2 protein-coding genes are annotated in these 6622 nt (G+C 53.1%); both read right to left on the reverse strand.

The genetic code is table 11. The features are described from left to right. Positions 1-1606 (reverse strand): condensation domain-containing protein (locus tag C5470_RS20925; protein ID WP_242688256.1); only part of this gene is annotated, 1606 nt, incomplete at its 3' end. Then, a partial coding sequence (locus C5470_RS20930) for a non-ribosomal peptide synthetase (protein ID WP_166291681.1) occupies positions 1606-6622 on the reverse strand: 5017 nt, incomplete at its 5' end. The genes C5470_RS20925 and C5470_RS20930, both read right to left, overlap by 1 nt.

Genomic DNA, 6622 nt, shown 5'->3' on the forward strand with positions numbered 1-6622 from the left:
GTTCGCCGTAGCTGAGGGACTGCCCTTCAAACACCACAGCGGTAGCGTCAGGCGCCAGCTTAACCTGTTGTTCAAACCGTTCATGGATCAGGGCTTCCTGCGGGAAGTCGGTTTGGGGGGCGTTGAAGTCTGCCAGCAGTTGCTGCTGCTCTGTGACAGACAGCATCGGCAAGGACGGGATAGCGTGTGTGACATCGGTGGTCATCGCCGTCAGGACATTTTTGAGGTAACCGACTATGCGAACCACGGTCTCCTGATCAAACAAATCGGTCGCATATTCCAGTCCCCCCACTAAACCGGCGTCAGTTTCAGTCAACGACAACGTCAGGTCAAATTGGCTACTGCGCTGCGGTTGCTCAACGAGGGAGAGAGCCAGTCCGGGCAGCGTCAGCGCCTGAGCTGGGGTGTTGTTCAGCGCCAGCATGACCTGAAAGACAGGGCTGTAACTCAGACTGCGGGCTGGCTGCAATGCTTCTACCACCTGCTCGAAAGGCAGGTCCTGATGAGTATAGGCCGCCAGTGTGCGTTCGCGAACCTGAGCAAGCAGTTCTGCCATCGTGTGGCACTGACCGGGGTCGATACGCAAGGCCAGCGTATTGGCGAAGAAACCAACCAAACCTTCCAGCTCGCTGCGTGTCCGGTTGGCCACAGGGGTACCGATGACGATATCGTCCTGGCTACTGAGGCGAGTAAGGACAACAGCCCAAGCCGCGAGTAAGGTCATAAACAGGGTTGTACCCTGATGTTGACCCAGTGCCTTAAGGGAAGTGAGAATTTCAGCATCCAGATGGAAAGGCACCCGGCTGCCAGCATAGCTCTGTACCGACGGGCGTGGGCGGTCCGTAGGTAATTCCAGCAAGGCGGGCGCGCCCTGCAATTGAGCACACCAGAAATCACGTTGTTCGGTAAGCCGGTCTCCCTGCAACTCATTGCGCTGCCAGACGGCATAGTCGGCATACTGGATGGGCAAGGGCGGTAAAATTGCATCCTGACCAGCAAGAGCGGCCTGATAAAGCGCCGCCAGCTCACGGACCATGATGCCGATGGACCAGCCGTCGGAGATGATATGATGCTGGGTAAACAGCAGCATATGCTCCTCATCGGCCAGTTGCAGCAATTGACCACGTATCAGCGGGCCCTGAGTGAGATCGAAGGGTGCACAGGCCTCATATTCGGTAAGTTCGGCAACACGCTTGGCACGGGCCGTCTCGCTCAGGGTACGCAAGTCCAGACAGGGAAGTTCAAAACCACTGTCTGCGGAGTCAATCTGCTGGCAGGGTTGACCGTCAACCAGCGTAAAATGGGTACGCAGGCTCTCTTGGCGAGCGACAAGGTTATCGAGCGCTGCGGAGAGGGCCTGAGGGTCAAGCTGACCGGAAAGTCGCAGTACCATAGGCATATGGTAAGCTTGACTGGCGGCAGGATCGAACTGACCAAGGAACCACAGCCGCTGTTGAGCAAAAGACAACGGTAAAGACATATGGCGATCTGCTTTCCCTATCGGTAGATGCAAAGCATGATCCTCACGTTTTTTTAATTGCTCCTTAAGCTTTTTCTCTAAAACGGCACGCTTTAGCATCTCAATATTTATGTTAGCTTTGGTCATTAGTTAGTATCTCCATCTAAAATCGCCATTAACTCTTCTATCGACATTGAATCAAGATCGCTTTTTACTGATTCAACATCATTTCCCCATGCAGAACTCATTTGAGCAGAGAGAATTACCTCAGCTAATTCTGATAATTTTGGGAATTGGAAAATTGAGACTATGGGTATATCGATTAAAAATTCAGTTTGTATACGCGTTACCAATTGCACGACCATGAGCGAATGACCACCTATCTCAAAGAAGTGATCATGTCGGCCGACACGTTCCAGTCCCAGCAAGTCTTGCCAAATTTGAGCCAGCATAGTTTCCATTTCACCAATAGGAACCTCATAACCACGTACAGCCACGGCAGATTGTTCAGGGGCAGGCAGCGACTTGCGGTCAAGTTTACCGTTAGGGGTCAGCGGGAAGCTTTCCAGCGTCACAAAGGCACTGGGCAACATGTACTCGGCCAGATGCTGTACAAGCTGCTGACGCAGTTCAGCCGGCACGAGCTCGGCATCAGGCTGAGGGAGAAGATAGGCCACCAAACGAGTATCGCCTGGGATGTCTTCGCGGGCGATGACAACAGCTTCACGTACTCCAGAGCATTGGGCGAGGCGTGCCTCGATTTCACCGAGTTCGATGCGGAAACCGCGCAGCTTGAGCTGAAAGTCGTTACGACCCAGATACTCAATGCTCCCATCAGACAACCAACGACCGAGGTCACCCGTTTTGTACATTCGGGCATCAGAGGCCGTTGAGAACAGATCAGGAATAAAACGTTCTGCTGTCAGTGCCGGGCGGTTAAGGTAGCCGCGGGCCACACCAACCCCACCAATATGGATTTCTCCGGCCACACCGAGGGGCACGGGCTGACCCTGTGTATCCAGAATATAGATTTGGGTATTGGCGATAGGGTGACCAATGTAAGAGGAAGTTCGAGTCAAGCCATTTAACGCAGACCAGACCGTCGTTTCCGTTGGCCCATACAGATTCCAGAGCGTAGGAACCTGTTGGAGCAACTGTGTTGCCAGTTTTTCAGGTAATGCTTCCCCACCACACAGCACCTTAAACTTGGTTGGCAGAGAGAAAGTCGGCATTTGCAATAACATACGCCATGTCGAAGGCGTTGCTTGCATGAAGGATACATTATGATGAGCAATTAAGGCGGCCAGTTGCTGTGCATTCGTTGCCTGTGCCTGTGTCGCCAATATGATCCGAGCCCCGGTTAATAACGGCAGGAATAGTTCTAAAATGGAAATATCGAAAGAAAGAGAGGTAATACTCAGTAAAACATCCTCCTCCGTAATACCAGGCTCCTTGCTCATCGAACACAAGAAATTAACAATATTACTGTGTTCAATCATCACACCCTTTGGTTTCCCTGTTGAGCCCGAGGTATAAATCACATACGCCAAATGACGTGAGGTCAGTCCCAGTACCTGAGCCGCAAGGTTTTCTGCCGGCCCATTATCCAGAACTGATGAACCACGGGCATCGAGCACGATGGTAGGCAGGTGACTGTCCAGGGTTTCCAGCAGACCCGTTTGGGTAAGCAACGCCATGGGAGCGGCATCTTCCAGCATATAAGTCAGGCGTTCGGCTGGATAAGCCGGATCAAGTGGCACATAGGCTGCACCCGCTTTGAGGATACCCAATAACCCCACCATCATTTCCAGGCTACGTTCAATACAGATGGCGACCCGATCGTCCGGGCGTATACCCAGAGCAAGCAGATGATGAGCTAACCGGTTGGCACGGCGGTTCAGTTCGCCGTAGCTGAGAGTGCTTTCTTCAAATACCACAGCAGTGGCATCGGGTGTACGTACCACCTGTTGCTCAAACAATTCATGGAGCAAAACCTCTTTTGGGAAGTCAGCTTCGGTATTATTGAAGCCCACCAGTATTTGCTGACGTTCGGTATCAGGCAGGATCGGCAAGTCCAAAATAGTTCGCTGGGATTCAGTTGCCAGTGCTTCAATCAGGCCACTGATGGCGGTAACCAGATAGTTTGTGACCCGAGTGGGATTAATTCCTGAAATGGTCTGAGCCACTAGATTGAAGCCTTCCCCTAAATCATCTACCGAGAGGATCAACGGGTAATTAGTACGCTCCTCTGTCGCCAACAAACGCATGCCGTCCCAAGCTGTATCGTCTGCGTCTGGCTGGCTATGGCGGTAGTTAAGCAGAGCGCCAAATAATGGCATGGGAGGCATCACACCACTGCAACGCTGGGCCAGCGCCAAAGGGGCCTGTTCATGCTCCAGCAATGTTGTGAGGTTACGGTAGGTGGCCTGTACCACTTCCAGTACACTGCGATTAGCAAGGGATACCCGCAATGGCAGGGTATTAATAAACATCCCCATTACCCGATCAGCGCCGACAGAGCCTTGCAGACGGCCCAGCAGTACGGAACCGAAGACCACATCGTCACAGCCGCTGGTCTGCGCCAACACCTGCGCCCAGGCAACATGAAATATCACACTTGGGCTGATACCCAGATGGCGGGCCTGATTGCGGATCGCCTGGGCCAGCTTGGTATCCAGCAACAAACGAGTTTCGGTAATATCCCCGCCGTCACCTTGCACATTAAGCAAACCAAAAGGCGCTGTTGGGGTATCGACATCGGCGAGCTGGGCACGGAAATAGCCCTCATGCACAGAAACCGGCACGCTCAGTGTTTGGGCGATAAAGTTGCGGTATGGTAGCGAGTTGGGCAGTTCTCCTATACGCCCCTGCAACAGCAAGCGAATTTCATCAACGATAAGTGTCAGCGTCATATGATCGCCGATCAAATGATGGAAACTCAGCGCCAACAGCCATTCATGACTGGCCGGATCATGGGCAATATCGGCAGTGAGCAGCGGTGCCTGACTAAGATTAAGTCGGCGCTGTCGTGGATCAATATGGTCCTGTAGCTGGGCCAGCACATTGTTTTCTGAGGCCGGCACAAAGGTGTTTACTGACAACGGTGCCTGTCGCCAGACTACTTGTACGGGCTGGGAAAGTCCCTGCCAGCAGATGGCAGTACGCAGGATGTCGTGGCGGTCGATCACGTGTTGCAGGGCGCTAAGGAAGGCGTCAAGACGTGTACGGCTATCAAAAGCCACCAGGCTGTTTAACAGATAGGTATCCCCTTTTTCCTGCAAGCGATGGTGGAACAGAATGCCTTCCTGCAACGGGGCAAGCGGATAGATATCCTGAACATTGGCACCACCACCGGGAACGGTGTCGACAATGGTATCGAGATCAGTCTGGGACAGTGCCACCAGTGGCAACAGATCGGGTGTAAGGACAACACAATCTTTGCTAATGCAATTAGGGGGAACTATGAAGGCAGGCATCTCTTGAAGAGCCTGAATAGCCAGAGCCATTTCTGAAAGGATCGGTGCCGAGAAAATGCTGCGGACATCAAGTGTCTGCCCCAAAACGCGCAGTCGTTCAATCAAGCTGACCGCCATCAGTGAATGGCCGCCGAGTTCGAAGAAATGATCATGACGGCCAACACGTTCCAAGCCCAGCAGCTCCTGCCAAATCTGCACCAGCAGGGTTTCTAGTTCTCCCTCAGGTGCTTCATAACCACGTGTTGCCACGGCAGACTGCTCAGGGTCGGGCAACGCCTTACGATCAAGTTTACCGTTAGGGGTCAGCGGGAAAGTTTCCAGCGTCACAAAGGCGCTGGGCAGCATGTAGTCGGTTAAATGTTGAGCCAGTTGCTGGCGCAATTCAGCTGGCACTAGTTCAACGCCGGACTGCGATCGGAGATAGGCCACCAGGCGTTTTTCTCCAACAATGTCTTCGCGGGCGATAACAACAGCTTCGCGTACTCCAGAGCATTGGACGAGGCGTGACTCGATTTCACCGAGCTCAATCCGAAAACCGCGCAGCTTGACCTGAAAATCGTTGCGGCCCAGGTACTCGATATTGCCATCCGGCAGCCAACGACCTAGGTCGCCCGTCTTGTACAGACGGGCATCCAGTTCTGCTGAGAAGGAGTCAGGAATAAAACGCTCTGCCGTCAGTGCCGGACGGTTGAGGTAACCGCGGGCCACACCGGCACCACCAATATAGATCTCACCGGGCACACCAAGGGGCACCGGCTGGCCTTGCGCATCCAGAATATAAATCCGGGTGTTAGCGATCGGTTGTCCGATGGGAACGTTGTCAGTGATATTATCCTGATTATGCGTATCAAACGTGATGCAACCCACCACTGTTTCGGTTGGGCCATACTCGTTAACAATACGTGACTCAGGAGATAACTCACGCCAAAGTGCTACGATTGAATGGGTTAGTGCCTCCCCGCCAACGATGAAACAGTGTGCAGGGCAGGTCCATTTTGCAGCCAGTAATTCCTGACCAATTGCGGCAAGATGAGTGGGTGTTATTTTAACCAGAGTCGAGGAATCCATAGATGTGGATAACAGTGAGGGCGCCAATTCCGTCAGTTCCTGACCTTCACGGATAAGGCGTATTTTGCCCCCACAAAGCAGAGGCAAGTAAATACTGGTGACTGTTGCATCAAAGGCAAAAGATGATGACACGATGCTATCTATCTGTCCGGCAGTAACATAATGACTGAGAGCCCACTGTAGGTAATTTTTAAACCCGTGGTGTTCAACCATAACTCCTTTGGGCTGACCAGTAGAGCCGGAGGTGTAAATCACATACGCCAGATGGTGTGGCGTCAGTGCCCGGACAACCGGATTATTGTCCGCACAAGTATTGCAGGCCGGGGTATCCAGCAGCACCGTCGGCAGACCCTTGCCCAATTTTTCAACCAATGACGTCTGGGTAAGCAGGACCACCGGCGCCGCATCTGCCAGCATATAGGCCAGCCGTTCAGTCGGGTAAGCCGGGTCGAGGGGCACATAGGCGCCGCCGGCTTTAAGGGTTCCCAGCAATCCCACCACCATCGCCGGACTGCGTTCAACACAGATAGCGACCCGGTCATCAAGCTGTACGCCCAGTGCAATTAAATGATGCGCCAGCTGGTTGGCGCAGCGGTTCAGTTCACCATAGCTGAGTGAC

It is taken from the genome of Photorhabdus stackebrandtii (genome assembly GCF_011189495.1).
Lineage (GTDB): Bacteria > Pseudomonadota > Gammaproteobacteria > Enterobacterales > Enterobacteriaceae > Photorhabdus > Photorhabdus khanii.